Below are 24,740 nucleotides of genomic sequence, written 5' to 3' on the forward strand. Positions count from 1 at the left end.
GCGGGGCCGCCGCGCGCAAGGACTCCGCCGGCCGGGCCGTAGCCACGGACACCGGGTCCGCCGGACGGGCCGTCGCCTCAGGAACCGGCTCCCACCGCCTGGCAGGCCGCTTCAGGAACCGGCTCCCACCGGCCGGCCTGTCGCTTCAGCCACCGGCTCCCACCGCCTGGCCGGTCACCTCGGGAACCGGCTCCCTCGCTCGGGCCGGTCACTTCACGCCGAGTACCTGCTCCACCGGGTCGATCGCGAAGTACACCAGGAACAGCGCCGAGACGGCCCACAGCAGCCAGTTGACCTCCTTCGCCTTGCCCAGGACCGCCTTGATGACGACGTAGGCCAGGAAGCCGGCCCCGATGCCGTCGGTGATGGAGTACGTGAACGGCATCACGGCGATGGTCAGGAACGCCGGGATCGCGATCTCGTACCGGTCCCAGTCGATGTGCTTGACGTGGGTCATCATCAGGAACCCGACCGCGATCAGCGCGGGCGCCGCGGCCTGGAGCGGGACGATGGTCAGCAGCGGGGTGAGGAAGAGCGCGAGGCCGAAGAGACCGCCGGTGACCAGGTTGGCGAAGCCGGTGCGGGCGCCCTCGCCGACGCCGGCCGCGGACTCGATGTAGGCGGTGTTGGAGGAGGCGGAGCCCACACCGCCCGCGACGGCGGCGGCGCCGTCGATGAACAGGACCCGGCCGATGCCCGGGACCTGGCCCTGCTCGTCGAGCAGCCCGGCCTCGGCGCTGATCCCGACGATGGTCCCCATGGCGTCGAAGAAGTCCGACAGGACCAGCGTGAAGATCAGCAGGACGGCGGTGAGGACACCGGCCTCGGCGAAGCCGCCGAACAGGCTGAAGTGGCCGACGAGCCCGAAGTCCGGGCTGGCGACGATCTTGTCCGGGACCTTGGGCGTGGTCAGGCCCCAGCTCTTGATGTCGGCGACGGCGTCGATGACGATCGCCACGACCGTCATGCTGACGATGCTGATGAGGATCGCGCCCTTCACCTTGCGGGCGAGCAGCGCGATGGTCAGCAGGACGCCGAGACAGAAGACGAGGACGGGCCATCCGGTGAGGCGGCCCACGGCCCCGAGCTGGACCGGGACGGTGGTGTGGGCGACGTCCGGGATACGGCTGACGAACCCGGCGTCCACGAAGCCGATGAAGGCGATGAACAGACCGATGCCCACGCCGATGGCCTGCTTGAGCTGCTGCGGGATCGCGTTCATGATCGCTTCCCGGAGGCCGGTGAGCACCAGGACGCAGATCAGGACGCCTTCGAGGACGACCAGGCCCATGGCGTCGTCCCAGCTCATCAGCGGCGCGAGCTGGAAGGCCACGACGGCGTTGAGGCCGAGGCCCGCCGCGATGGCGAGCGGAAGGTTGCCTCCGATCCCCATGATGACGGTCATGACACACGCCACCAGCGCGGTGGCGGTGACCAGTTGACCGGTGTCCAGCGTGTGCCCGAACTTGTCCTTGGCGCTGCCGAGGATGATGGGATTCAGGACGAGGATGTAGGCCATGGTGAAGAAGGTGGCGAACCCGCCGCGTATCTCCCGGCCGACGGTGGAGCCTCTGGCGGATATCTTGAAGAAGGCGTCGATCCCGCCTGCCGCCGGTGGGGCGGTACTTGGCCGGTTGTCGACCTTCTGCGCTTCGGACATGGCGATACTCCTCGTTGCCTGCGTGCCTCGTGTGCGGATGCTGGCTGGATTGTTCCCCCGATCAACAGGTTTCAGGTTTTCCCCGTGTTACGGAATCGAGTTCGGCCCGCCATACGCCGTTCGAAGGCCCGTACGACCGGCTGGTACGCTCACGCATCCCGCTCCGCCGGAACTCCCGTGCTCCACACCGGAATCACGGATCCGTACCCACCGCACCCGCACCGGTGCCGCAGCCGAAGCGAGGGGAGACACCCCGTGGGCACGCTCGTCGACGACGCCGCCTCGGTGGAGTTCCACGCCTTCTTCGAGCGGCACTACGCCGAACTGGCCCGGCTGGCGCACCTGTTGACGGGTGAGCCGGACGCCGCGGACGACCTGGCCGCCGACGCGCTGCTCGCGCTGTGGCACCGCTGGGACCGGGTGCGGGCGGCGGACCGTCCGACGGCGTACGCGCGCGGAGTGGTCGCCAACCTCGCCCGCACCCGGATCCGCGCCGCCGTGCGGGAACGCCGGCGGATCACGCTCGTCTGGTCCCAGCGCGAGGACAGGGCCGAGAACCCCGACATACCGGGAACGGTCGATGTCCAACAGGCCCTGCGCCGACTGCCGTTCCGCAAGCGAGCCTGTGTCGTGCTGCGGCACGCCTTCGATCTGTCGGAGAAGGACACCGCGCTCGCCCTCGGCGTCTCCGTGGGTACGGTGAAGAGCCAGACGTCCAAGGGCATGGCGGAACTGAAGCGACTGCTCGGCACGGACGAGGCGTCGGTACGGATGCACGCGGGGGCGCTGCCCACGGGTGGGACCGGAGGACGGGACCGGTGAGGGAGTCGCGGGAGGTGCACGACGAGCTGCGCGCCCGGCTGCGCGAGGCGGCCGGGGCCCACGGGCCGGACCGCGCGCGCATCCTGGCCCGGGTGGAGCGCGGCATGGCGGGCTCCGGCGAGCGGCGGCCCCCGCGGCGCGCCGCGCGCCCGCCGCTGCTCGGCTGGGCCCGTGTCCTGGGCGCCACGGCCGCGGTCGCGGGCGTCCTGGTGGCGGGCGGTTACGCGGTCGCCTCGGCGGTGCGGGACGAGGGGCCGGCACGGCGGACCGTGGCCGTTCCCCCGGCGCCCGACCCGTCGCCGGACCCGGCCGGCCGGGCGCCGGCCACCGCCGGGGCCGGACCGCGTTCCGGGACGCCGAAGGTGTCGGACCGGCCGCGTCCGTCCCCCTCCCGGACCCCCGCGAAGAGCGGCCCCTCGGCCCCGGACCGGGCGCCCGGCGGGGACACCGCGGACGGCCCGTTGCGGTCGGACGGCTCGGTCGACCCGCACAGCGACGACTATTGGGCGCAGAGCGATGTCAGCCTGCGGACCACGGAGCAGCTCACCTCGCTCTCGGTCACGCTGGAGGTCAGGCAGACCGGCGGGGTGAGCGAGACGGGGGCCTGGCTCTCGCTGCCCGGGAGCGACTTCACGACGGCGGTCACCGAGCGGGACGGCTTCCTCGTCTACACCTGGACGCTCAGGCCGGGTCGCACGGTCCGTCCGGGCGCGTGGATCTTCGCCGGCCAGTACGGCCACGATCGTGGCGGCCGGGACGCGAAGGAGGACGGCTACACCGTGACGGCGACCGTGAAGGGCGGCGAACGGGCTTTCGTGGCCGGGGACTTCGCGACCCGGGACAGCGACGGCGGCGATCCCTAGCGAGGCCCGCGGACGCGTTCGCCTTCCGGAGACGACGAACGCCCCCACCGGTGGCGACCGGCGGGGGCGTTCGACGATGGGGGCGTGTCAGCTCACGAAGTACGTGGGGTTCGGGAGCTTGTAGGTCTTGTCGGCGTAGCCGCCGTCGAGGTCCGAGTACTGGTCGCCGAAGTTGGCGACGATGTCGTACCCGAGGGACTCGATGTGCTTGCGGGTGCCGGCCTTGTACTGCACGGTCGTGCAGTTCCAGGCGGTGGCGGTGGCGCAGTCGCTCAGGTACGCGGGCGGGTTGGCCGCGTCCTTGAGGAACATGTGCGCGGCGTCGAGGTTGACGTCGACGCCGACCTTCTTGAGGTTGTCGACCGCGGAGACGCGCTGCGACTCCTTCAGGCCGGAGTTGTAGAACACCTCGACGCCCTTGGACGCGGCGTACTTGACGAGGTCGGGGCTGCCGAAGACGGCCGGACGGTCCGCCTGGGCGACGTACGCGGCCCAGGAGGCCGAGTTGTAGGTGTAGTTGGTCTTCTTCTCGTAGTCGAGGGAGAGCAGCAGCGTGTCGTCGATGTCGAAGACGACCGCGGGCTTCCCGTGGCGGTGGTGGGCCTTGCGGGCCGCCTGGTCGATGTACCGCTTGGCGGAGGCGTCGAGGCGGGCCAGGTCCTTGGCGTACGGGCTGTCGGGGGACGCCTGGTACACCCCGTTGGCGTCGGCCGTGGTGCCGTAATAGGTGTCGATGTCCTTGACGAGAACACCGATGTTGTAAGGCTCGTGCGTCGAGTTCGCCGTGGACTGACCGGCGGTGGCGACACCGGTGCCGTACAGGGCGGCACCGGCGACGACACAGGTTGCGGCGACGGCCGCTATGCGCAGTGACTTATGCATGACAGTTTTCTACGCGCGTCACGTCGCTGGACGCGAGGCCTTTTGCCGGATCGATACATACTTTTCGGCCGACTTGGACCTCGCGTCGCACGGATCGGGCCTCACGGACTGCCCGGCGGGAGTCAGTTCATGGTCGCGCCGATGGTCGTGCTGCCCGTCGTGAGGAAGGTGGTCGCGGGCAGTGTCCCGCTGGAGGAGCGGGAGTTGTACGTGGTGCTCGCGTCCGTGGAGATGAACGACGGGGTGGAGACGCCGGAGTCCCAGTTGTTGCCGGCCGACGTCACCGAGGAGCCCTTGGAGACCGCGGTGCCGTTGCTCACGGCGAGGTTCTTGCCGAGCTTGGCGGCGCTGGTGGCGAAGTAGTAGCCGTACTTCCCGTTGGCGTAGGCGGTGGTGCGGTTGATGACGATGGCACCGGTGTTGGAGTTCTCGGTGAAGCCGCTGCCCGCGTCGTCCCAGGCGGCGGAGTTGTTGACGACGTGGGCGACGACCTCGCCGTCGCCGCCCAGTTTGTAGCCGTTGCCGTCGCCCGCGAAGGCCGAGTCCCCCCAGCGGTTCTTGCCGTTGCCGAAGGACCAGGTGTGTTCGACGGTGACGGGCGAGGAGAACGACCAGAAGTCGATTCCGTCGTCCGAGTTGTTGTAGAGGCGGGCCCCGGTGATCAGGTTGCCGCTGCCCGAGCCGAACTTCACGGCGACGCCGTCCGCGTTCTCGCCGTGGGTGGCGGCGTCGTAGTTGCCGTACGCGTCGATGTTCTTGACCGTGTTGTTCACGGTGCCGTCGCCGGTCAGGGTGAAGCCGGAGTCGCCGCCGTTGATGGTCTTGATGTTGTTCCAGACGGTGCCGGTGCAGGACTGGCAGACGACCGCGCTGTCCGGGGAGTTCTGGAACGTGATGTTGGAGACGTTCCAGTAGTCGGCGGTCAACTTGAAGATCCAGGAGCCCGAGGGGAGCGAGGAGCCGTCGATCTTCACGGTCTCCGAGCCGTACGCCGTGAGGGTGACCGGCGAGGAGGACGTGCCGTTGGCGGTGGACTGGAGGGTGGCCGTCGGGGAGTAGGTGCCGCCGCGCACCTGGATGACGGTTCCGGCGGTGGCACCGGAGATCGCGCTGGTCAGTTGGGCGGTGGTGGAGACGACGACGGTGGCGGCCTGTGCCTGGGTGGGGAGGACGGCGAGGCCCGCGCCGAGCGCCAGGGTGGCGCCTAAGGCGAGAACGGTACGACGGGACATGGAGTGCGGTCCTTTCGTCGTGCTGGGGAATGGAGCGGGGGAATCACGGGCGCCAGTCGCCGAGATACGCGGCACGGGTGTGCCGCTCGGCCTCCGCGTCCGTGAGCTGGGGGCGGTTCTCCGGGACGGTGATCACCGCGCCGGGTCCGGTGTTGCGGTACTCGCGAAAGCGCATGGACTGCCAGGGGTAGGCCGCGCGCATGTCGGTGTAGGGCGCCACCGCGTCGATGCCGGGCCCGAGTTCGCAGCCGCGGACCACGAGCGAGGGCCACGCGGTGGTCTCGTACGACGGGACCCAGGGCCGGGCGATCTTGTACGCCCCGTCCTCGGCGCCCGAGGTGACACGGCCGCCGACGGCGAGGAAGCCGTGGGGGTTCGCGCGGGCGGTGGACGGCGCGAAGACCATGCCCTCGGGCTTGAAGGAGACGTCCCGGTCGAGGGTGTGGAAGCGGCAGCGTTCGAAGACGGCGGTGGCCCGGCCGAACACGAAGTCGACGTCGCCCTCGATGTGGCAGTCGCGGTAGCAGTGCCGGTCGAAGGCGGCCAGGTCCGTCGTGTCCGCGAACAGCGTGTCCTGGTGGGCCAGCAGCCGCACCCGCTCGAAGTACGAGCGGTCGCCGGTGACGTAGGCCGCGACCGCCTGTGTGCCGGTGGTCTCCGGGTGGTCCGCGCGCAGCCAGTCGTTCGCGATCGTCAGCCGGCGCACGGTCAGCCCCGGAGCCGCCGAGGTGAAGGTCGCCGAGCCCGCGGTCCCGTAGGTCCCGGAGCCGTCCGGCAGCGGCGTGCCGTTCGCCCGGCCGAAGACGACGACCGCGTCGCGCGGGTCGCGCGTGGCACCACGGAGCGTCAGCTCCCCCTTGTCGGCGGGGATGCGGACCACCTCGCGGTACGTTCCCGGGTGGATGACGATCGTCTGCCCGGGACCGTCCACCGCGTCCACGGCGGCCTGGACCGAGTCGCCGGGACGCACGTGCAGGACACGGCGGCCGTGGGCGGCGGCCGGGGCCGTGACCGCGGCCGTGAACGACCCCGCCAGACCGGCGAGGAGGGTTCGCCTGCGCATCTCAGCACCCCTTCCACGGAGTCCAGTCGCCGAGGTACGCCTCACGGGTCGCCGAACGGGCCTGCTCGGCCGTGAGCTGGGGACGGTTCTCCGGGACCGTGATCACCGCGCCCGGCCCGGTGTCGCGGTACTCGGCGAAGCGCTGGCTCTGCCACGGATAGGCGGCGGACATGTTCGTGTAGGGCGCCACCGCGTCGATGCCGGCGTCCAGACGGGTGTCGCGGACGGTCAGCATCGGGCGGGCGGTGAGGTCCGAGCCGGGCACCCAGGGGCGGGCCAGCTTGTAGTAAGCGTCCGGCGCGGCGCTGCTGATCCGGCTGCGGGTGACCAGGTACCCGCGCGGGTCGGCGACGGCCGTGGACGGCGCGAAGACGAAGCCGTACGGGGCGCCGGACAGGTCCGTGCGGTCCAGGGTGCGGAAGTGGCAGTACTCGAAGACCGCCGTCGCCCGCCCGAAGACGAAGTCCACGTCCCCCTCGACGTAGCAGTCCCGGTAGTACTGCCGGGCGAAGGTGCCGAGCGCGATCGAGTCGGCGTACAGGGTGTCCTGGTGGCCGAGGAAGCGGCACCGGTGGAACGCCGAGCGGTCGCCCTGCACCTTGACCGCCACGGCCTGGGTGCCGGTGATCCCGGGGTGGTCGGCGCGCAGCCAGTCGTTGGCGAAGGTGACCGAGCGGGCCGTGAACCCGTCGGTGCGCACCGTGGTCGTCGCGGACCCGGTGGTGCCGTAGGTGCCCGAACCGTCGGGCTTCGGCGTGCCGTTGGCGTTGTCGTACACGACGACGACGTCGCGCGGGTCGCCGGAGGCGCCGATCCAGGTCATCTCGGAGCCGGCGGCGCCGGGCAGGCCGGTCGCCGGGTCGACGGCGCCGACCGAGACCGTCTCGCGGTACACGCCGGGTGCGATGACCAGGGTGAATCCGGCGCCGGTCGCGGCGGTCACGGCGGCCTGCACGGTGGTGTGGTCGCCGAGGCCGCCGGGATGGACGTACAGCGTCCGCGCGTCGCGCCGCGCGGACGGCGAACCGTGGCGTCCGAAGGGCGTGCGCCCGGTGGCGCGGGCGGGGGCCGCGAGGCCGAGAGCCAGTGCGGCTCCGGTGCTCGCGGCGACGAACGCCCTTCTGCTGACGGGGTGTCCGGCCATGGTCAGCAGATCTTTCCGGCGCCCGCGCGGTGGTCGACGATGCCGGGAACGGCCCTCGGCGGGTCGACCTTCGTCCGCAGGACCGGTGTCCATCCGGCACCGGACTGGAGCGTCTCCGCCGGGATCTCCGCGTTGTGCACGGCGATCAGGTCGGTGCGTACGCCGTTGACGTAGTTGTCGGCCGCGGTCAGCGGCGCCTCCTTCCACTTCTTGAGGATCAGCGCGGCGCTGACCGAGTCGGGCAGCGTGAACGCGTTGTGCTCGGCGACGAGTTGGGACTCCATGCCGATGCCGTAGCTGTAGCCGTAGGTGGAGTCGGCCACGAAGTGGTTGTTGTAGGAGTCCACTTGCCCGAAGCGGACGCGGGGGGCGCGCTCGACGAGGCCGGTGAACAGGTTGTGGTGGAGGGTGACCTTCAGATGGCCCCGGTCCACGGCGGCGGTCGCCGCGCTGTCGCTGTTGCCGATCAGGATGGTCTTGTCGTGGTCGGCGAAGACGTTCCAGGAGGCGGTCACGTAGTCGGCGCCCTTGACGATGTCCAGTTCGCCGTCGTGCTGTTCGTAGATCCGGCCGTAGTACGTCGGCAGCGAGCTGTCCGGGTGGTCGCCGTCGGTGAACGTGTTGTGGTCGAGCCAGACGTGCGTGGCCCCGTAGACCACCGCGCTGTCGTACTCGGAGTTCCAGTTGCCGGTGTCGCCGTCGGTGGGATCCCACTGCGGGAAGCAGTCGAGGGGGCTCTCGAAGGCGAGGTTGCGGACGATGACGTTGTCGACGTCCTTGATCTGCAGGCTCGCGCCCTTGATGCCGGCGTCGCGGCCGATCCCGACGATGGTGGTGTTGGCGGGGACGTACGCCTTCATGGCGGTGTCCTGGTTGGCGGCGGAGGCGGCGCGCAGATCCTCCTGCTCGCCGCTGACCACCTGGTCGTAGCCCCACACCGCGGGGTCGTAGTCGGCGAGGTAGCGGTCGAAGTCGTAGCCGGGCGCGGCGAAGGAGTCGCAGCCGTCGGCGTTGGCGTCGATCGTGCCCTTGACCTTGATGATCTTCGGCGCGCTGCCGTCGGCGGCGAGCGCGGCCCTGAACTCCGCCCAGGTCGTCACCGTGTGGATCCGAGCGGCCTTGGCGGCCGAGCCGCCGGTGGTGCCGGTCCCGTCGGACGCCCAGCCGTCGCCCGCGGCGAGCGTCTGCCGGGCGGGCTCGCGGGACTGGGCCTGGGCGGGGGTGCCGGTGACGGCGAGCACGAGGGCGGTGCAGCCCATCAGCGCGGCCGTTCTCCGCGTGGCGGTCACGCTCCATGTCATGGCATGCCCATGCCATTTCTGTGTGTTCATCGTGCGACTCTCTTTCCTTCGGCTCAAGGACTCAGGGATTCAGGACTCAGGACTCAGGACTCAGGGACTCAGGCGGTCGGCCAGGTGATCCAGGACTCGGGTATCTCCGCGTCGAGACGGCGTACGTCCCCGGGCGCGAGAACCCGGGAGTGCAGCAGTCCGGCCGCGACGAGACGGGCCACGGCGATGGCACCCGGCGGGTTGAAGTGCGTGTTGTCCTGCTCGGTCGCGGTCCAGTTGAAGTACTTCTTCGTCTCCTCGACGCCGAGCCGCTGCCACAGCGCGATGGACAGGGCCTGGATGTCGAGGAGTGCCACGTGCTCGTCCGCGGCGAGCGCCCGCATCGACGCCGGGTAGTCGCCGTGCGTCGGGACCGCGTTGCCGTCCGCGTCGAACTTTCTGCGCTCCACCGGGGTGGCGAGCAGCGGCCGGGCGCCCCGGGCCCGCGCCCCGGCGATGTACTGCCGCAGGCAGTCCTGGAACGTCGTCCACGGCTCGGTGTAGCGCGTCGGGTCGGCGCTCTTCTCGTCGTTGTGCCCGAACTGGACGAGCAGGAGGTCGCCGGGCCGGATCACGTCGAGGATCGCGGCGAGGCGCCCCTCGTCGATGAAGCTCTTCGAACTCCGGCCGTTCACCGCGTGGTTGGCGACCACGAGGTCCTCACGGAGGAAGAACGGAAGGGCCATGCCCCACCCGGTCTCGGGTGCGGCGTCGGCGTACTTCTGGGCGGCGGTGGAGTCGCCGGCGATGTGGAGGGTGCGCGGCCGGCGGTGCGGGGCGGCGGGCGCGGGGCCCGCCGCGGCGACGCCGAGCGGCAAGGCGGCCACGGCCGCCGAGGTGACCTGTCTGCGCGTGAGGGACACGGGCGTGTGCCTTTCGACAGAGGGTTCGGCTGAGCTTTCTACGGGAGGTCCCGGCCGGCGTTCCGGCAGAGGACCGGCAGAGGACCGGACAGAGGTTCCGGCTGAGGTCCAGCAAAGTTTCCGGCTGTGGTTCCGACGGAGGTGCGGAGACAGCCGCCGGGCCCCGGGCCGGCCGCGGCGCGACGCGCGCCACGGCCGGGCCCTGTGGGCGGACCGGGTCAGTGGTGGGCCTTCCAGTCGGCCTGCGCCTTGTCGAGCTGGTCGGCCAGCGTGTCCAGGAAGTCCTTCACGCTCATCTTGCCGAGCAGCACCTTCTGGAAGTTCGGCTCGTTGTCGGCCTTGGAGATGGTGTTCCAGTCGGGCAGGTAGTACGGCAGCTGCACGATCTTGGTGCCGGTGCCGTTCAGTGCCTCGGCGGCGAGCTTGGTCGGCTCGGCCTGCTGGATCCAGGCGTCCTTCGCCGCGTCGGTGTTCGCCGGGACCTGACCGGCCGACTCGTTGAACTTGGAGTTCTCCGCCGCCGAGACCGCGAACTCGATGAACTTCCAGGCGGCCGCCTTGTTCTTGCCGGACTTGAACAGGCTCAGCCCGTCGACCGGGTTGGAGATCTGCACCCGCGTGCCGTCGTCCAGCGTGGGATTCGGGATGCCGCGGAACTTGCCCGCGCCCAGCGCCTTCAGGTGGTCCTGGTAGGAGCCGAGGTTGTGGCTCAGCATGCCGATGGTGCCGCTGTCCCACTGCGCGACCATCTTGGTGAAGTCGTTGTTGACGTCGGCGGACGGGGTGGACTTCTTGTAGAGGGCGACGTACTTCTCCAGGGCCGCCACGTTCTTCGGGTCGTTGACGGTGGTCTTGTCGCCGTTCCAGAACGAGGTGATGCCGGTCTGGCCGTACGCCGCGTCCAGCGCCGGGGCGATGGAGCCCTCTCCGCCGCGGATGGTGAAGCCGAACTTGTTCTTGCCCGTGTCCGTGAGCTTCGCGGCCGCGTCGTAGAACTTCGACCAGGAGGCCGGCTCGTCCAGGCCCGCCGCCTTGAACAGGTCGGTGCGGTACCAGAGCGTGCCGTTGTTGGCGGAGGTCGGCACCTGGTACAGCGTGTCTCCGCCGCCCGCGGCCCGGCTGACGTCCAGCAGGTTCTGGCTCAGCTTTCCGTTCAGCGCGCTCTTCTCGATCCGGCTGTCCAGCGGCTCCAGCGCCCCCTGGACGGCGACCTCGGCGAGCATCGCGGTGCCCACACCCCCGACGTCCGGCAGGCCGCCGCCCTGGATGGCGGTGTCGTACTTGGACTGGGCGCTCGCGGCCGGGATACCGACGTAGTTGACCTTGATGTCCGGGTACTTCTTCTCGAAGTCGGCGATGATCTGCTTCCAGATGTCGGTGCGGACACCGCCGTTGTTGTCCCAGAAGGTGATCTCGCCCTTGCCGGAGCCCTCGGTCCCCTTGTCCCCCGCGCTGCCGCTGCCGTCGTCACCACAGGCGGTGACGGTCAGCGCGAGCACGGATCCGAGGGCGACGGCCACGGCGGCGCGCCGGGCTCCACGGACACCGGTCCTTCTGGGACCGGGTACCGGTGGGTTGTTCCTGAGCGGGCTGGTCTTCATCGATCGGCTCTCTTCTTCCGGATCCAACGGGGTGGTGGGGTCGGTGCGGTGTCCTCGGAGATCGGCGCCCGGCTGCTTCCGGAAGGGACGCGCCCTTCCCTCCCCATCCGGCAAGCGCTTGCTACGGAGGTGCTTCATTGCGGCTCCCAAAGCGGACGAACGACGGACGACGGCTGACGAAGACCCTCAGGGGGTCGCGGTGACTCGAAAACGCGTGAACGAGGCGGCTCCGGCGTGTCCCCCGCCGGTCGGCGCGAGCGCGAACAGGCCGAGCAGGGCGCCGACCCAGCGCCAGGGCGTGGCGGCGAAGGCCTGCCCGGAGGGCTGCCGGCCGCCGCCGACGTCGTAGGAGAAGCGGCAGCGGGCCCCCGCGCCGATCTCGATCCACAGCCGGGCCCGGCCCTCGGGCGCCGGGCGTGCCGGAGCGGCGTCGCGCTCGCCCTCGCTCCGCCCCGAGCGCACGGCGGGTGCCCCGACGGCGGCGGTCTCGGCGAACCGGTGCACGAGCCGCACCGATCCGTCCGGCTCGCGCTGGAGGCCGATCCAGCCGAACGCGTCCCCGAGCACCGCGATCCCGGCCCGCGCCCCGGGCTCCTCGCTGTCGAGGCACAGGTCGACCCGGACGGTGGCGGCCGCGCCCGGCATCCGCTGGGTGAGGACATGGGGCAGCCGGCGCAGGTCGTGGGCGTCCGCCGTACGGACACAGGTCAGCCGGAGTCCGTCGCCGGAGTGCTGGGTGGCCCAGCCGTCCTGGGGGTTGGCGGTCCACTGCCACTGGCGCCCGAAGCGGCCGCCCGGGAAGTCGTCGTCGGTGGCGGGTGCGGACGGCGGCTGGGCCGGCAGGTCCGGCTTGCGGTGGACGGCCACGGGGGTGCCCCGGTCGCCGAGCACCGGCCAGCCGTCCTCGCCCCAGCTCATCGGCTGGAGGTGGACCACCCGCCCGTAGGGTCCGCGCTGCTGGAAGTGGGCGAACCAGTCCTCGCCCGCCGCCGTGCGCACCCAGCCGCCCTGGTGCGGGCCGTTGACCCGGGTGTCCCCCTGTTCCAGCACCACCCGTTCCTCGTAGGGCCCGAAGAAGCCGCGCGAACGGAAGGCGCCCTGCCAGCCGGTCTCGACTCCCCCGGCGGGCGCGAAGATCCAGAACCAGCCGTCGTGACGGTAGGCCTTGGGCCCTTCGAGGGTGAACCAGCCGGGAACCAGGTCGGCGTCGACGATCACCTTGCCCTCGTCGAGCAGCCCGGTGCCGTCGGGGCGCATCCGGTGCCCGGTCAGCCGGTTCTTCACTCCCGAACGGGACCTGGCCCAGGCGTGCACGAGATACGCCTCGCCGCTCTCCTCGTCCCACAGCGGGCAGGGGTCGATGAGCCCTCTGCCCTCCTTCACCAGGTGCGGTCTCGTCCAAGGGCCCCTGATCTGCTGGGCGTTGACCTGGAAGATGCCGTGGTCGGGGTCGCCCCAGAAGATCCAGAATCGTTCGTCGTGGTGGCGCAACGCGGGGGCCCACACGCCGCAGTCGGGCCTGGGGTTCCTGAACTCGCGCGCGGGCTCCAGGTGTTGGAGAGCGTGCCCGACGAGGGTCCAGTTCACCAGGTCCCGGGAGTGCAGCAGTGGCAGGCCGGGGGCGCGGCCGAAGCTGGAGGCGGTGAGGTAGAAGTCGTCGCCGACGCGCAGCAGATCGGGGTCGGACCAGTCGGCGTCGAGGACGGGGTTGCGGTAGGTGCCGTCACCGAGGTCGGCGGAGGGCAGGGCCATCAGGGGCTCACCGCCTTGCGGACCAGCGCGGCGGCCCCGCTCCGGTCGAGGGTGCCGTCGGCGACGACGGTGACGACCCGGCGTACGAGCGTCTCCCCCGCCCCGACGGCCAGCCGCTCGTCATGGGCCAGGGAGGAGCCGACGCCCGGGTACTCGGCGGTGCGGACGAACCACGGGTCACGGCGGGTCGCGCCGGTCGCCCCGGCGAGGACGAGCGTCCAGCCGGCGCCCGCGAGGGCGAGCCAGTCGGCGGGGCGCGCGTGCACGGCCTCCTCGCCCTCGGCGTCGGCGGTGAACACGTGCGGGGCGTCCTGTTCCTTGCGGGCCCGCCAGAAGAAGCCTCCGTAGGCCGCGCCCGGCCGTCCGTTGGTGGCGGGGCTGCCGATCGACAGACCGCGCGCGGTGACGTTCGTGAGGGAGAAGGTGAAGTCCAGCGCCCAGGCGGTGTCGGTGAGGGCGACGGCCGCGACCGTACGGCGTTCCCGCAGCAGTTCGGTGCCCGCGGCCATCCAGCGCAGCTCCTCCACGAAGCCGTCCGGGTCGCGCAGCTGGAAGCCGGCGTGCCGCTGGGCGCCGTGGTTGTCGAGCTCGGTCGGTCCCTGGTCGCGGACGTAGGTGCGTCCGCCCCAGAAGTTGTGCCCCTCGACGTCGGGTACGGCGACACCGACGCCGAGGTGGTGGGTGTGGTCGGCCGGGCTGAGCTCGGTGACGGCGGTGCCGGCCAGGGTGGTGACGGGGTGCAGATACGGGCGCGGGGAGAGCCGGGCGGGGAGTGCGGGCCGGGTGACGTAGCGGGCGACGGGGCGGCCCGCGATCCGCAGGAGCTGCGAGTCGTCGTTCATGGGGTGCTCACCTCTTTCGGGAGCGCCCAGGAGGCGCCCAGCTCGGAGTAGAGGGCGAGGGTGTCGGCGGCGGCCGCGACGAATCCGTCGACGCCGGGCACGACGCGACGCTGTTCGCCGGGGACCGTCTTCCAGGCGTCCGGGGGCAGCGCGACCGGGTCGGGGGCCTGCCGGATCGCCTCGACGACCTTCATGAAGGCGCCCGTCGACTCGGGCGGGACCAGCAGTGGGGCGCCGCCCGTCAGATGCCCGGCCAGGTTCTCCAGCAGGTCGGTGCGGCCGTACTCGATCTCCTCGGGGCCGTGTCCGGACCGCTGCACGAGCACCCGGTCCTGCTTGTACCAGAAGGTGATCCGGCCGCCCGTGCCGTGCACCAGGACGTACGGTTCGCCGGGGCGTTCGGCGCACAGCGTGGCGGCGACGGTGATCCGGCCCCCGGTGGTCGTCACCCGTACGCACGAGGTGTCGTCGGACTCGATGTCGTTGGCTCGCAGCAGTTCGGTCCGGATGCCGGTGACGTCCTCGGCGCGGGTCGAGCCGTCCAGGGCGAGGGCCGTGGCGACGGCGTGGGCCAGCGGGTTCGTGAGGACCCCGTCGACGACGTCGGCGCCGTCGAGGCGGCGTCTGCCCGCCCAGGGCGCGCGCCGGAAGTACGCCTCGTCGCGGACCCAGGCGCCCGCCCCGCCGATTCCGGTCACCCGGCCGATTGCGCCCTCGGTGATCAGTTTCCTGATCGCCGGCACGGCGTGCGAGCCGAGCGACTGGAAGCCGATCTGGCAGACCGCTCCGGCCGCCGCGACTCCGTCGGCCATCCGCCGGAACTCGGCGTAGGACGGCGCGGGCGGCTTCTCCAGGAGCAGGTGGACGCCCTTGCGCGCGGCGGTCAGCGCGAGGTCGGTGTGGGTGGGGATGGGGGTGCAGATCACCGCGACGGCGGCGCCGGTGGAGTCGAGGAGGGCACCGAAGTCGGCGGACTGCTCGACGCGTCGCCCGCCCAGCTCCTCCTCGGTGAGCGGGGTCAGCTCGCAGACCCCGGCGAGGCGTACCAGGCCCTTGTCCTGGAGCCGGCGGATGTTGTCCAGGTGCCAGCGGCCGTGGCCCCGGGCGCCCGCGAGGACGACTGGCAGCGGGAGCCGGGCCGTCGTGCCCGCCTGGGCGGGACCGGCCGGCCGCGGGAGCCCGGGGCCCGTCACCGCCGCCTGGACGCCGGGCGCGGACGGCCGGCTGTCCGGGTGCGGGTCGCCGCTGCGGCGCGAGGTGGCGGTCATCCCTTCACCGCCCCGGCGCTGAATCCGGTGATCAGCCATTTCTGGATGAAGGCGAAGACGACGACCACGGGGACGGCGGCGACGATGCCGCCCGCCGCGAGCGCGCCGAGGTCGACGCTGTCGGAGCTCAGCAGGGTGTTGAGGCCGACCGGGATGGTCTGCTTGCTCTGGTCGCTGAGGAACATCAGGGCGAACAGGAAGTGGTTCCAGGCGTGGACGAAGGCGAAGGAGCCGACGGCGATCAGCCCGGGCCGCAGCAGCGGGAGGACGACGATCCGGAAGGCGTCGAAGCGGTTGCAGCCGTCGACCCAGGCGGCCTCCTCCAGGGTGTACGGCACGTTCCTGATGAACCCGCTGATGAGGATCATCGACAGCGGAAGCTGGAAGACCGTCTCGGCGATGACGACGCTGACCAGCGAGTTGATCATCCGGAGCTCGGCGAAGATCTGGAAGAGCGGGACCAGGAGCAGGGCGCCCGGCACGAACTGCGAGCAGAGCAGCGCGAGCATGAAGCCGCGCTTCATCCTGAAGTCGAAGCGGGCGAGGGCGTAGCCGCCGGCGAGGGCGACGAGCGTGGTCATCACCAGGGTGGAGACGGCGATGATCACGCTGTTCTGGAAGTAGGTCCCGAAACTGCGCTCGGTCCACACCTTGTCGAAGTGGTCGAGGGTCATGGGCCAGGGCACGAGGGAGGTGGAGCCGGCCGGGCGCAGCGCGAAGAGCAGGATCCAGTAGAAGGGGACCAGGGTGAAGAGGAGGTAGCCGCCCAGGGGGACGTAGATCTGCCAGCGCGGGGCCTCGTCCCAGGCGCGCCGCTTCCTCCCCGCGCGCGGGCGGGGTTCCTCCCTGGGCGGGGCGGGTACGGCCGGGGCGATCGTCCCGGCGTCCTTGGTGATCACTTGTCCCCGCCTCCGAACTTGCTCAGCCGCAGATAGACGATCGAGCAGAACAGCAGAATCACGAACGCGACCGTGGTGAGGGCCGAGGCGTAACCGAAGTTGTGCGCGTCGACACTGGTGTTGGCGATGTAGAGCGGAAGGGTCGTCGTCTCGCCCGCGGGGCCGCCGCCGGTGAGGGTGTAGAGCAGGTCGACGTTGTTGAACTCCCACACCGCGCGCAGCAGGGTGGAGAGGATGATCGCGTCCTTGAGGTGCGGCAGCGTGATGTGCAGGAACTGCCGGACGCGGCCGGCTCCGTCGACCTCGGCGGCCTCGTACAGGTCCTTGGAGACGGACTGGAGGTCGGCGAGGATCAGGATCGCGAAGAAGGGCACCCCGCGCCACAGGTCCGCGACCACGGCCGCCGGGAAGACGGTGGAGGTGTCCGAGAGCCAGCTCGTCCCGTACGAGCCCATGCCCGCGTCGGCGAGGTAACGGGTGATGCCCGTCTGGGAGTTGTAGAGCAGCACCCAGATCGCGGAGGTCAGCACCCCGGAGACGGCCCAGGGCGAGAAGACCAGGGCGCGTCCGGCGGCCCGGCCGACGAAGGTCTGGTTGACGATCAGCGCGAGCGCCAGGCCGAACAGCAGCTGGAGGCCCACCTCGACGACGACCCACTTCGCGCTGAAGGTCAGCGTGTCCCAGAACTGGGGGTCGTCGGTGAAGGCGTGCACGAAGTTGTCGAAGCCCGCGTAGCCGTTGCGCCACGGTTTCGTCGGGTTGTAGTTCTGCAGGCTGTAGTAGAAGACGCTGATGACGGGGTAGGCGATGAAGCCCAGCATCAGCAGCGCCGCCGGGGCGATCAGCAGATACGGAAGCCTGCGCGGGGTCGCTGAGGCACGGCGCCGCCGGAGTGGCGCGGGCGGTTTCGCCACGGCTGCGGCTTGGGCCATGACTGTTCTCCGTTCGCAGTGGGGCAGGTACAGCGGGTACAGGAAGCGCTTGCTACGACGTCATGGGTCGGGCACGTCCACGTGCGGTCGTGGGGGCCTCAGCCCGCGTACGGGTCCGGCACCTTGCCCGGGCGGGCCAGGAACGCGAAGTCGCAGCCGGTGTCGGCCTGGGTGATCTGGTCGTTGTAGAGCGCGCCGTAGCCTCGCTCGTACCGGACGGGCGGCGGGGTCCACGCGGCCCGCCTGCGCTCCAGCTCCGCGTCGTCCACGTGGAGCCGGAGTGACCGTGCCTCGACGTCGAGGGTGATCGGGTCCCCGCTCCGTACGAGGGCGAGCGGGCCGCCGACGTACGACTCGGGCGCCACGTGCAGCACGCACGCGCCGTAACTCGTGCCGCTCATCCGGGCGTCGGAGATCCGCACCATGTCCCGGACGCCCTGCTTCAGCAGGTGGTCGGGGATGGGCAGCATCCCGTACTCGGGCATGCCCGGACCGCCCTTGGGGCCGGAGCCCCGCAGCACGAGGACGCTGTCCGCGGTGATGCCGAGCGACGGGTCGTCGATGGTCCGCTGCATGGTGCGGTAGTCGTCGAAGACGACCGCGGGACCGGTGTGCTTGAGCAGGTGCGGCTCGGCGGAGATGTGCTTGATGACGGCGCCGTCGGGGCAGAGGTTGCCGCGCAGGACGGCCACCCCGCCCTCGGCCGCGACCGGGTTCTCCCGGGTGCGGATGACGTCGTCGTTGTGCACCCGGGCGGTCGCCAGCTGCTCGCGCATGCTGTCGTGGGACACCGTGGGCCGGTCCAGGTGCAGCAGGTCGGTGATCCGGGAGAGGAACCCGGGCAGGCCGCCGGCGAAGTGGAAGTCCTCCATGAGGTACTTCTGTCCGCCGGGCCGGACGTCGGCGAGGACGGGCACGGTCCGGGCGATCCGGTCGAAGTCGTCCAGGGTCAGGGTGACCCCGGCCCGTCCGGCCATGGCGATCAGGTGGATCACGGCGTTGGTGGAGCCGCCGAGGCCGAGGACGGTCGTGACCGCGTCCTCGAAGGCCTCGGCCGTGAGGATGTCGGACAACACGCGGTCCTTGTGGACGAGTTCGACGATCCTGAGCCCGGCCGCGGCCGCCATCCGGTCGTGTCCCGAGTCGACGGCGGGGATGCTCGACGCGCCGGGAACGGTGACGCCGAGCGCCTCCGCGGCCGCTGTCAGCGTGGACGCGGTGCCCATGGTCATGCAGTGCCCCGGCGACCGGGCGAGCCCGCTCTCCAGCTCGGTCATCTCGCAGTCCCCGATGAGGCCCGCGCGCCTGTCGTCCCAGTACTTCCACATGTCGGTGCCGGACCCGAGGACCTCGTCGCGCCAGTGGCCCGGGAGCATCGGTCCGGCGGGCACGAAGACGGTCGGCAGGTCGACCGAGGCGGCGCCCATGAGCAGCGCGGGCGTGGTCTTGTCGCAGCCGCCCATCAGCACGGCCCCGTCCACCGGATACGACCGCAGCAGTTCCTCGGTCTCCATCGCGAGCAGGTTGCGGTAGAGCATCGGGGTCGGCTTCTGGAAGGTCTCGCTCAGCGTGGACACCGGGAATTCGAGCGGGAATCCGCCGGCCTGCCACACGCCCCGCTTGACGGCCTGCGCGCGGTCGCGCAGGTGCACATGGCACGGGTTGATGTCGGACCAGGTGTTGAGGATCGCGACGACCGGCTTGCCCAGGTGCTCCTCGGGGAGGTAGCCGAGCTGCCGGGTCCTGGCCCGGTGGCTGAACGAGCGGAGCCCGTCGGTGCCGTACCACTGATGGCTTCTGAGCTCCTCGGGCGGTTTCACAGGGACCATCCGGCGGCTATGGCGGCGACCTCGGAACGCTCGCTCGCGGGCAGCGGTCTGCTCGGCGGGCGCACGTCACGGCGGCACAGGCCGAGCGAGGACAGGGCTTCCTTGACGACGGTGACGTTGTTCGCGGAGGCGTCGGCGGCGCGCAGTTCCTCGAAGCGCCGGATCCGCTCCCAGACCTTCATCGCGGCCGGGTAGTCGCCGGACCGGAGCGCCTCGATCATGTTCAGCGAGACGGCCGGGGCGACGTTCACCAGGCCCGACGTGAACCCGGTGGCACCGGCCGAGAAGTACGAGGGGGCGTACGGCTCGGCGAGTCCGGCCACCCACACGAACCGTTCGAGACCGGCGTCCCGCGCGAAGGACGCGAAGCGCGCCGCGTCGGGGACGGCGTACTTCACGCCGATGACGTTCGGGCAGGCGTCAGCGAGTTCGGCGAGCCGCGAACCCGCGAGCAGCGGATTGCGGATGTACGGCACGACGCCCAGCTCCGGCACGGACTCGGCGATCGCCCGGTGGTAGTCGACCCAGCCGCCCTCCGAGACGTACGGGTGCACCGGCTGATGGACCATCACCATCGGTGCGCCGAGGGCGCGGGCGTGCCGTGCGGAGGCGACGGCGGTGGGCAGGTCGTGCCCGACGCCGACGAGGACGACCGCGCGGTCGCCGGCCTCCTCGATGGTCAACTCGGTGATGGTGCGGCGCTCTTCGGGGGTGAGGGCGTAGAACTCGCCGGTGTTGCCGTTGGGGGTGAGGGTGCGGACGCCGCCGTCGATCAGCCGGCGCAGCAGGGCCCGGTGGGTGTCACGGTCGATCGTGCCGTCCTCGGCGAACGGGGTCACCGGGATCGCCACGACCTCGGCCAGGGCCGCCCGCTGGGTCTCGAACGTCGCTGTCATTCCTGTCCGTCCTCTTCCTGGCCCTGGGGGAAGGCCCGTCGCACGAACGAGGCGATGTGCGCGTGCAGTGCCACGGCCGCACCGTCGGCGTCACCGTCGAGGGCGAGACGCAGGATCTCCCGGTGCTCGCTCGCCTCCCGCTCCCAGGAGGGATCGGACGCCCAGGCGACCGCCGAGACGAGGGCCGCCTGGTCGCGCACCTCGTCGAGCATCCGGCCGAGCAGTGGATTGCCGCAGGGGACGTAGAGGGCGCGGTGGAACTCCCGGTTGGCCAGGGAACGTTCGGCGGTGTCGGCGGCGTCGTCGGCACGGGTGAGCGCGTCGCGGGCGGCGTCGAGGGAGGCCCCCCGGTGCACCACCCGCCGCAGGGCCTCGGGTTCGAGGAGCAGCCGCACGTCGTACACCTCGCGCGCCATGTCCGCGTCCACCATGCGCACCGTGACGCCCTTGTACTGGTTCATCACGACGAGCCCGGTGCCGGCCAGGGTCTTGAGCGCCTCGCGCACCGGGGTCTTCGACACCCCGAACTGTGCGGCGAGGTCGGTCTCGACCAGGGCCTGCCCTGGGGTCAACTGCCCGGTGAGAATGCGGTGTTTGATCCCCTCCAGCACGAACTGCGTGCGGGACGGGATCGGGGTGGGCACAGAGGTCATGCGCGCCTCTCTGGTCTCACGTCGCGGATCACGGGAGCCGGACATCGGTCGCGGACGCCGATCCCCGGTCTCGCATATCGCGTCTCATATATGACGTACGAAGTACGACGCGTTGAAGGTAGGAGCGTGACCGTGTTTCGTCAACGCTTCCGGCAGAGGAAGTTCAGGAGACACGTGAGGCGCGGGGCACCGGAGGGTCCGGCCCCCTCACGCGGGGCGAGGCCTGTCGGATGTTCGCTCTCGCGATGCCGTCCGGGAGTACACGTACGGGCCGCCCGCTCGGCGGGCGGCCCTTGACGCGTCAGGAGAGCGGTATCTCAGCGGGAAGGAGGTTGGCGCCCCACAGGGGCGCGGCGGTTTCGGGCCACCTCCAGGTCTCACGGACCCTGTGCTCCCGTGAAGCGGTGGCGGCCGACGGCGGCTTGCGTCGACAAGGCTTGCGTCGACGACGGCTCGCGTCGACGGCTCCTCCGTTACGGCTTCCAGCCCGGGTCACGGCCGCTGAGGCCGATCACGCGGTCGAGGAGCGGGGCGTCGTCAGGTACCGGGACGACGGGGCCGAAGATGCCTCCGACGCGGGTCGGGTCGTCGGCCACGCCGGCGAGGAACTGCCGCGTCACCTGAAGGGCGGTGGCGTCGGGTGTGTACTCCTGTCCGGTGGCCCGCGCGAGGTCCCAGCCGTGCACCACCAGTTCGTCGGCGGCGACGGCCGCCGCGACCTCGGCCGGGAGCGTCACTCCGCCCGCCCGGGTCGTGCCGGTCCAGGCGGCCGGGTCCCGCCAGGCGTCGGCGAGTTCGTCGAGCGCCTTCGGCAGGGCCTCACGCCAGCCCGGCTCGATGTCGGGCACCGCGGCGGTCGGGCCGGCGTCGGTCGTCGGGCCCAGGTCCTTGCGCCCGGCGTCGCGGAAGGCGACGGCCAGGCCGGTCAGATGGCCGAGCAGGTTGCGCACCGCGTACTTCGGACAGGAGGTCACCCCGTCGAGCCGTGCGTCCGTGACACCCGCTGCGAGGCGCGCCACGACGATGGCCTGCGGGCCGAAGTCGAAGGTCTGGCCGGTCATCCGATTCTCCTCAGAGGGCGTTTAGCGCCTATTTAGGTTGTTATACGGCGGTTTGGATCTCGGCTTGTCTGGGAGTGCTGAGGCTGGCGTGAGTGATGGTGCACGAGTTGCCGTTCCGGCGTCGTGTTGGCCTGGCTTCTCCTGTTTCATCCCAGGACGCCGGGTTGTGCGCCGTGTGCTTCGGGCGCCGATGTGTGCGCCCGGGCCTGCCGGGTCGTGGGTGGGTAGCCCGGAATCGTGCCTGAACGTCGCCGTTATCCCAGTGATCTGTCCGATGCCCGCTGGAAGTTGGTCGAGCCGGTCCTGACCGCCTGGCGGTCCGAGCGTCGCGGCCGCGGCCTGGACATCGGCCGGCCGCCCGATCACGACCTGCGGAGCCTGCTGGACGCGGTCCTCTATGTGAACCGGACCGGGATCCCCTGGCGCTATCTGCCGCACGACTACCCGCACTGGAACACCGTCTACGCCTACTTCGCCCGATGGCAGGAGGAAGGCGTCTTCGACCAGCTCAACAGCCTCCTGCGCCGACAAGTCCGCAGGCAGGAAGGCCGGAGCGAAGAACCGAGCGCGTGCGTCATCGACTCCCAGAGCGTCAAGACCTCTGCCAACGTCCCCGCCTCCGGGCAGGGTATCGACGCCGGGAAGAAGATCGTCGGGCGGAAGCGGAGCATCGTCATCGACACCGTCGGGCTTCTCCTCGGAGCGCTGGTCACCGCTGCGAGCGTGCAGGACTCGGTGGCCGGCCAGATCCTCATCGAACGGGTGGCCGCAGAGCATCCGACCGTCCGCAAGACCTGGGTCGACGGCGGCTACCGCCAGCACCTCGTCGAGCACGCCGCCACCCTCGGCATCGACATGCACATCGTCCGCCGCGACCCGTCCACCAGGGGATTTACCGTCCTGCCCCGCCGCTGGACCGTTGAGCGCACCCTGGGCTGGCTGATGAACCACCGCCGCCTCGCCCGCGACTACGAAGCCCACCCGCACCGCTCCGAAGCCATGATCCACCTCGCGATGATCAACCTCATGACCCGCAGACTCACCGCCGAATCCACCCCCACATGGCGCGGCACATAAAACACACTCAACACGGCAATCCGGGATAAAACAACGGGACGAAACGCCCTCTGAGCATGGCCTCCGTGTGCCGCGAAGGGCACGCGGAGGCCACAGGCTTCGATTCAAACCCGGCCAGCACGGTCGGCCTCTACTCAGCCCGACCGTGCCCCAGGTAGCCAAGCCTCACTGTCGGGCAGTTTGGGCGCAGGCCCACGCCCGCTCGAATGCAAGGCACATGGGTCATTCCGCACCGACCGTGTACCGGCCAGGTCATCGGCGACGACCACTGAGCCCTTTCCAACCTCAGGTTGAGGCGTGGTGAAGGACGACGACGGCCTTCACGATGTTGGTGATCCGGTTGGTGCTGCAGCGGAGCTTGCGTAGCAGGCGCCAGCCCTTCAGGACGGTATGTGAGGCTGACCCTTTGGAGTGGACACCTTGACAATGGATCTTGATAGTCCAAGGAGGGATGTCCAGGTGGGACGGAAGTCTCCGTATCCGGAGGAGTTCAGGAAGGACGCTGTCGCGCTCTACCGCGCCGCTGCCGGGAAGCGGACGTATGCGGCGGTGGCCGCGGATCTCGGCATCACCGCGGAGTCGCTTCGGACGTGGGTGCGCAAGGACGAGGCTCAGGCCGTGCCCGAGGGCCGCGACGGCAGCGTGAGCGCGGCCGAGGAACGGGCTCGGTTGCGAGCGGAGAACGCTCGGCTGCTCAAGGCCGAGCAGGAGTGGCAACTGGAGCGCGAAATCCTGCGCAGGGCTGCTGCCTATTTCGCCCGGGAGGTGAAGTGAGCCCCTACCGCTGGGACTTCATCTCCGACAACTGCGCCGACTTCGGCGTCAAGCGGATCTGCCGGGTGCTTGGAGCATCCCGCGCTGGCTACTACCGGCACCTGGCCACTGAGCAGGCCCGCATCGAGCGTCGGGCCGAGGAGAAGCGGACCGTGAGCGAGATCCGCGCCATCCACGTCGAGCACCAGGGCGCTTACGGTGCCCCGCGCGTCCATGCCGAACTGCGTGCGAGGGGACGCAGGATCAACCGCAAGCGCGTCACCCGGCTGATGCGGATCAACCACATCGTCGGCCGGCACCTGCGGAAGAAGAAGAAGCGGACGACGATCGCGGACAGGACCGCGCCGCCCGCTCCGGACCTGGTGCGGCCCTGGAGCGGGACTTCCTTCCAGGGAAGGGATTCGAGCTGGCTGCGCAGGTGCTTCTGGTTGCCCTTGACGATGACGATGTAGTGGGCGCCCCGCGTCAGGAGGTAGGTGGCGTGCTCGCGCTGGGTGTGCAGCGCGTCGCTGGTGACCACCGTCCCGGCGAGGTCGGCGACGGCATTCAGCAGGGGCTGGAAGCAGGTGGTCTCGCCTGTCTTCTCGCCGACGTCGAGCTGGGACAGGACCAGCTGGATCGCGTGGTCTAGGATCCGCCTCATACTCCTGTGATGTTGTGATGGAGGCAGCGTTGAAACGCGAGGACGAACCATGCAGTTCCAGGATGTACTGAGCCATCTCGATCGGTGGCTGGAAGTCAACGCGCCGGATGATTTCGGCACACTGAACCCGCCTGCGAGGGCGTCAGATATCGACGCGATCACCGAGAACACGTTCCCGCTCGTCCCCGAGATCCGGACGTGGCTGGAGTACCACAATGGGGTGTCGACCCACTTTCGGCACAGCGGCCCCGGTGGTTTCATCCCGGGTGGCCACTACCCGGTCGACGCCAAGCGCATGCTGCTCGGTCGGCGGGACATGGAGCAGGACGTGGCGTGGAGCCGGGAGGACGGCAACGAGGACTTCGTCGTGGGCCGGACAGCTCACACGAAATGGGTGCCCGTCAGCAGCACGCACGTCGGCACACAACTGATCGTGGACCATCGTGAGGGGCTGACGTACGGCGCCGTCCTGGAGATCGACCAGGATCTGGAGCTGTGGGGGGTCATGCGCTGGAAGAGCCTGTCCGAGATGTTCCAGGAGACGCTCGAAGCCCTGGAGACCGGACGGCCCGTCGTCACGGCGACCGGCAGCGAGATCCGTCCCGAAGCAGTACGTGAGTCGGACGGTACGAGCAACATCGTCTGGCGGTAAG

Annotated in this window: 21 protein-coding genes and 3 pseudogenes; 5 read left to right on the plus strand and 19 right to left on the minus strand. The window is 70.5% G+C overall.

The features are described 5' to 3' along the window. Positions 1–208: 208 nt before the first annotated feature. Positions 209–1,660 (minus strand): NCS2 family permease, encoded by a 1,452-nt coding sequence (locus OG485_RS12335; protein ID WP_328668388.1) that lies wholly within the window; start codon positions 1,658–1,660, stop codon positions 209–211. A 255-nt stretch (positions 1,661–1,915) separates the two neighbouring features. Here OG485_RS12335 and OG485_RS12340 point away from each other — a divergent pair, with 255 nt between their 5' ends. Together OG485_RS12340 and OG485_RS12345 are read left to right on the plus strand one after the other, a co-directional pair. Continuing rightward, positions 1,916–2,482, plus strand: coding sequence for a SigE family RNA polymerase sigma factor (locus tag OG485_RS12340; protein ID WP_328668389.1), 567 nt, complete (start codon positions 1,916–1,918; stop codon positions 2,480–2,482). After that, positions 2,479–3,345 (plus strand): hypothetical protein, encoded by an 867-nt coding sequence (locus OG485_RS12345; protein WP_328668390.1) that lies wholly within the window; start codon positions 2,479–2,481, stop codon positions 3,343–3,345. The genes OG485_RS12340 and OG485_RS12345 overlap by 4 nt, the downstream gene beginning before the upstream one ends. An 87-nt stretch (positions 3,346–3,432) precedes the next feature. Here the strand turns inward: OG485_RS12345 and OG485_RS12350 are convergent, their stop codons facing one another. The 16 genes from OG485_RS12350 to OG485_RS12425 form a co-directional block, all read right to left on the minus strand. Further along, entirely contained in the window at positions 3,433–4,227 is a 795-nt protein-coding gene (locus tag OG485_RS12350; protein ID WP_328668391.1) for an HAD family acid phosphatase, read from the minus strand. 122 nt (positions 4,228–4,349) lie between these two features. After that, positions 4,350–5,459, minus strand: coding sequence for a right-handed parallel beta-helix repeat-containing protein (locus tag OG485_RS12355; protein ID WP_328668392.1), 1,110 nt, complete (start codon positions 5,457–5,459; stop codon positions 4,350–4,352). 43 nt (positions 5,460–5,502) lie between these two features. Further along, on the minus strand, positions 5,503–6,522 hold the full coding sequence (locus OG485_RS12360) for a pectinesterase family protein (RefSeq protein WP_328668393.1): 1,020 nt from the start codon (positions 6,520–6,522) through the stop codon (positions 5,503–5,505). Between the two features lies 1 nt (position 6,523). After that, the gene (locus tag OG485_RS12365) at positions 6,524–7,666 is read right to left on the minus strand and encodes a pectinesterase family protein (protein WP_328668394.1); all 1,143 of its coding nucleotides are present in this window, start codon (positions 7,664–7,666) and stop codon (positions 6,524–6,526) included. Between the two features lie 2 nt (positions 7,667–7,668). Beyond that, entirely contained in the window at positions 7,669–8,997 is a 1,329-nt protein-coding gene (locus OG485_RS12370) for a pectate lyase family protein (protein WP_328668395.1), read from the minus strand. Between the two features lie 68 nt (positions 8,998–9,065). Beyond that, on the minus strand, positions 9,066–9,860 hold the full coding sequence (locus OG485_RS12375) for a rhamnogalacturonan acetylesterase (RefSeq protein WP_328668396.1): 795 nt from the start codon (positions 9,858–9,860) through the stop codon (positions 9,066–9,068). 218 nt (positions 9,861–10,078) lie between these two features. Next, a complete protein-coding gene (locus OG485_RS12380; protein WP_328668397.1) occupies positions 10,079–11,461 on the minus strand; it encodes an ABC transporter substrate-binding protein in 1,383 nt (460 codons plus the stop codon). A gap of 186 nt (positions 11,462–11,647) precedes the next feature. Next, positions 11,648–13,213 (minus strand): glycoside hydrolase family 43 protein, encoded by a 1,566-nt coding sequence (locus OG485_RS12385; RefSeq protein ID WP_328668398.1) that lies wholly within the window; start codon positions 13,211–13,213, stop codon positions 11,648–11,650. Next, the gene (locus tag OG485_RS12390; RefSeq protein ID WP_328668399.1) at positions 13,213–14,055 is read right to left on the minus strand and encodes a PmoA family protein; all 843 of its coding nucleotides are present in this window, start codon (positions 14,053–14,055) and stop codon (positions 13,213–13,215) included. The genes OG485_RS12385 and OG485_RS12390 overlap by 1 nt, the downstream gene beginning before the upstream one ends. Next, positions 14,052–15,323, minus strand: a complete 1,272-nt coding sequence (locus OG485_RS12395; RefSeq protein WP_328668400.1) for a Gfo/Idh/MocA family protein — start codon at positions 15,321–15,323, stop codon at positions 14,052–14,054. Before OG485_RS12395 ends, OG485_RS12390 begins: the two co-directional genes overlap by 4 nt. Next, complete coding sequence (locus tag OG485_RS12400; RefSeq protein WP_443048686.1) at positions 15,320–16,222, minus strand: carbohydrate ABC transporter permease; 903 nt, start codon at positions 16,220–16,222, stop codon at positions 15,320–15,322. Before OG485_RS12400 ends, OG485_RS12395 begins: the two co-directional genes overlap by 4 nt. Next, positions 16,219–17,154 carry a carbohydrate ABC transporter permease gene (locus OG485_RS12405; RefSeq protein WP_328668401.1) on the minus strand — a complete coding sequence of 312 codons (936 nt, stop codon included), beginning with the start codon at positions 17,152–17,154 and terminating at the stop codon, positions 16,219–16,221. Before OG485_RS12405 ends, OG485_RS12400 begins: the two co-directional genes overlap by 4 nt. A gap of 98 nt (positions 17,155–17,252) precedes the next feature. Then, positions 17,253–18,983: an L-arabinonate dehydratase gene (gene araD / locus OG485_RS12410; RefSeq protein ID WP_328668402.1), complete on the minus strand. Its 1,731-nt coding sequence runs from the start codon at positions 18,981–18,983 to the stop codon at positions 17,253–17,255. After that, complete coding sequence (locus OG485_RS12415; protein WP_326788509.1) at positions 18,971–19,879, minus strand: dihydrodipicolinate synthase family protein; 909 nt, start codon at positions 19,877–19,879, stop codon at positions 18,971–18,973. The genes araD and OG485_RS12415 overlap by 13 nt, the downstream gene beginning before the upstream one ends. Beyond that, positions 19,876–20,532, minus strand: coding sequence for a GntR family transcriptional regulator (locus tag OG485_RS12420; protein WP_328668403.1), 657 nt, complete (start codon positions 20,530–20,532; stop codon positions 19,876–19,878). The genes OG485_RS12415 and OG485_RS12420 overlap by 4 nt, the downstream gene beginning before the upstream one ends. A gap of 473 nt (positions 20,533–21,005) precedes the next feature. Then, positions 21,006–21,593, minus strand: coding sequence for a TIGR03086 family metal-binding protein (locus OG485_RS12425; protein ID WP_328668404.1), 588 nt, complete (start codon positions 21,591–21,593; stop codon positions 21,006–21,008). Between the two features lie 237 nt (positions 21,594–21,830). On the opposite strand from OG485_RS12425, the gene OG485_RS12430 reads away from it, so the two are divergent. After that, positions 21,831–22,670 (plus strand): IS5 family transposase, encoded by an 840-nt coding sequence (locus OG485_RS12430; RefSeq protein ID WP_328668405.1) that lies wholly within the window; start codon positions 21,831–21,833, stop codon positions 22,668–22,670. Between the two features lie 285 nt (positions 22,671–22,955). On the opposite strand, the pseudogene OG485_RS12435 reads toward OG485_RS12430, so the two are convergent. After that, positions 22,956–23,054: pseudogene (locus OG485_RS12435) on the minus strand (IS5/IS1182 family transposase); the annotation flags it as partial. A gap of 75 nt (positions 23,055–23,129) precedes the next feature. Between OG485_RS12435 and OG485_RS12440 the strand changes: the two are divergent. Then, positions 23,130–23,881, plus strand: a pseudogene (locus tag OG485_RS12440) (IS3 family transposase); the annotation flags it as partial. A gap of 2 nt (positions 23,882–23,883) precedes the next feature. On the opposite strand, the pseudogene OG485_RS12445 reads toward OG485_RS12440, so the two are convergent. Then, a pseudogene (locus tag OG485_RS12445) lies at positions 23,884–24,138 on the minus strand (hypothetical protein); the annotation flags it as partial. Here OG485_RS12445 and OG485_RS12450 point away from each other — a divergent pair. Beyond that, positions 24,137–24,739: a hypothetical protein gene (locus OG485_RS12450; protein ID WP_328674859.1), complete on the plus strand. Its 603-nt coding sequence runs from the start codon at positions 24,137–24,139 to the stop codon at positions 24,737–24,739. The pseudogene OG485_RS12445 and the gene OG485_RS12450 overlap by 2 nt on opposite strands. Position 24,740: the final 1 nt, after the last annotated feature.

It is taken from the genome of Streptomyces sp. NBC_00328 (genome assembly GCF_036139655.1).
GTDB lineage: Bacteria > Actinomycetota > Actinomycetes > Streptomycetales > Streptomycetaceae > Streptomyces.

Excerpts from the sequence above, each read along its gene's own strand:
- OG485_RS12420 (WP_328668403.1), bottom strand. The coding sequence starts at position 20,532 with ATGACCTCTGTGCCCACCCCGATCCCGTCCCGCACGCAGTTCGTGCTG.
- OG485_RS12385 (WP_328668398.1), bottom strand. The coding sequence starts at position 13,213 with ATGGCCCTGCCCTCCGCCGACCTCGGTGACGGCACCTACCGCAACCCC.
- OG485_RS12380 (WP_328668397.1), bottom strand. The coding sequence starts at position 11,461 with ATGAAGACCAGCCCGCTCAGGAACAACCCACCGGTACCCGGTCCCAGA.
- OG485_RS12395 (WP_328668400.1), bottom strand. The coding sequence starts at position 15,323 with ATGACCGCCACCTCGCGCCGCAGCGGCGACCCGCACCCGGACAGCCGG.
- OG485_RS12355 (WP_328668392.1), bottom strand. The coding sequence starts at position 5,459 with ATGTCCCGTCGTACCGTTCTCGCCTTAGGCGCCACCCTGGCGCTCGGC.
- OG485_RS12450 (WP_328674859.1), top strand. The coding sequence starts at position 24,137 with ATGCAGTTCCAGGATGTACTGAGCCATCTCGATCGGTGGCTGGAAGTC.
- OG485_RS12370 (WP_328668395.1), bottom strand. The coding sequence starts at position 8,997 with ATGAACACACAGAAATGGCATGGGCATGCCATGACATGGAGCGTGACC.
- araD (WP_328668402.1), bottom strand. The coding sequence starts at position 18,983 with ATGGTCCCTGTGAAACCGCCCGAGGAGCTCAGAAGCCATCAGTGGTAC.
- OG485_RS12425 (WP_328668404.1), bottom strand. The coding sequence starts at position 21,593 with ATGACCGGCCAGACCTTCGACTTCGGCCCGCAGGCCATCGTCGTGGCG.
- OG485_RS12360 (WP_328668393.1), bottom strand. The coding sequence starts at position 6,522 with ATGCGCAGGCGAACCCTCCTCGCCGGTCTGGCGGGGTCGTTCACGGCC.
- OG485_RS12415 (WP_326788509.1), bottom strand. The coding sequence starts at position 19,879 with ATGACAGCGACGTTCGAGACCCAGCGGGCGGCCCTGGCCGAGGTCGTG.
- OG485_RS12335 (WP_328668388.1), bottom strand. The coding sequence starts at position 1,660 with ATGTCCGAAGCGCAGAAGGTCGACAACCGGCCAAGTACCGCCCCACCG.
- OG485_RS12365 (WP_328668394.1), bottom strand. The coding sequence starts at position 7,666 with ATGGCCGGACACCCCGTCAGCAGAAGGGCGTTCGTCGCCGCGAGCACC.
- OG485_RS12350 (WP_328668391.1), bottom strand. The coding sequence starts at position 4,227 with ATGCATAAGTCACTGCGCATAGCGGCCGTCGCCGCAACCTGTGTCGTC.
- OG485_RS12390 (WP_328668399.1), bottom strand. The coding sequence starts at position 14,055 with ATGAACGACGACTCGCAGCTCCTGCGGATCGCGGGCCGCCCCGTCGCC.
- OG485_RS12405 (WP_328668401.1), bottom strand. The coding sequence starts at position 17,154 with ATGGCCCAAGCCGCAGCCGTGGCGAAACCGCCCGCGCCACTCCGGCGG.